Annotated in this window: 1 protein-coding gene; it reads right to left on the reverse strand. The window is 62.0% G+C overall.

Annotated features, from left to right (window positions below; genetic code table 11):
• Positions 1-1233: group II intron reverse transcriptase/maturase (ltrA, locus tag ABZV40_RS46420; RefSeq protein ID WP_355456518.1), on the reverse strand; the 1233-nt coding region annotated here is incomplete at its 3' end.
• Positions 1234-1350: the final 117 nt, after the last annotated feature.

Consider the following 1350-nt stretch of genomic DNA (forward strand, 5'->3'; position numbering starts at 1 on the left):
CGATGAGACCCCATGCCGGAAGTAGTTGCACCATCCCCTGACCGCGTTGTTGAGGCGTCTCAGGAGTTGTTCCAGCGAAACATAAGGTGATCCCGATCTGCGGGTGATGACCCGCGCCTTCCCGATTGCCCTGCTGAGCGACTTCTTGGACGGATACGTGTACACCACCCTCTTGCTTGCAGTTCCAGCCTTGTGGCGGCGCTGGATGTGCCACCCCAGAAAGTCGAAACCGTCATCAATGTGCACGACACGGGTCTTCTCGACCGACAGGGAAAGCCCTGCTGGCCGGAGGAGATCAGCGACCTCGGTCCGCAAGGCTGCCGCATGATGCTCGGCCCCGCCCACCAGAATCACGAAGTCGTCCGCGTAACGGACGAGTTTGCAGGTCGCTCCGCCCGCCTTGCGGAATCGGTGTCGTCGTTGTTCCGGGAACTTCGTCCCGATACTGAACGCATCCCATTTCCGCTGAAAGTGGTCGTCCAGTACCGACAGTGCGATGTTCGCCAGTAACGGCGAGAGGATCCCGCCTTGCGGGGTTCCCGTGAGGGTGTCCCGATCAATGTCGTCCTCGGACAGAATTCCCGCCTTGAGGAAGGCTTTGATCAGGGCGAGGACGCGTTTGTCTTTGACTCGCCGGCGCACGCGGTCCATCAGGGCCACATGGTCGATGTTGTCGAAGCACGCCTCGATGTCCGCTTCGAACACCCATTCATAGCGCTGGGTGGCGAAGTGGTGGATCTCAGCGATCGCGTCCTGGGCCCGGCGCTCCGGGCGGAACCCATAGCTAGCTTGGGCGAAGTCCGCCTCGAAGATCGGTTCCAGCACCAGCTTCAGCGCCGCTTGCACCACGCGGTCCGCCGCAGTTGGTATACCCAGCCTGCGTTTCTTCGTCGTGCCAGGTTTCGGGATCAGCCGTTCCCGCACCGGCCGCGGACGGAACGTCCGCTCTTTCAGCTCCCGGCGCAGATTCGACAAGAAACTGACCGGCAACTCCGAGAGATTCCGTGGAACAATCCCATCCACTCCCGCAGTCCGGCCACCCTTGTTCCTCCGAACCCGCTCCCACGCATGCACCAGAAACGCAGGATCGTGCACAAGATTATACAGATCGTTGAACACGCGACCCTTGTCCCGGGTCGCCCACAAGTGCAGTTTGGCCTGCATTCGCCGTACCCGCAGCCAGGCCTCATCGAAGCCGGGCCACGACTCACCGGAATTCACCGGTGTCTCCATGCCGTTACAGCTCCTCCCCGCAGTCCCTCACTGCCGCCCTTCCCCATGTGACGGGCTTTCCCCGACTCGGAGTACTACGACGGCTCCGCCCCGCATCACCTCATGAGCGGACGACGC

It is taken from the genome of Lentzea sp. NPDC004782 (assembly GCF_040609115.1).
Lineage (GTDB): Bacteria > Actinomycetota > Actinomycetes > Mycobacteriales > Pseudonocardiaceae > Lentzea.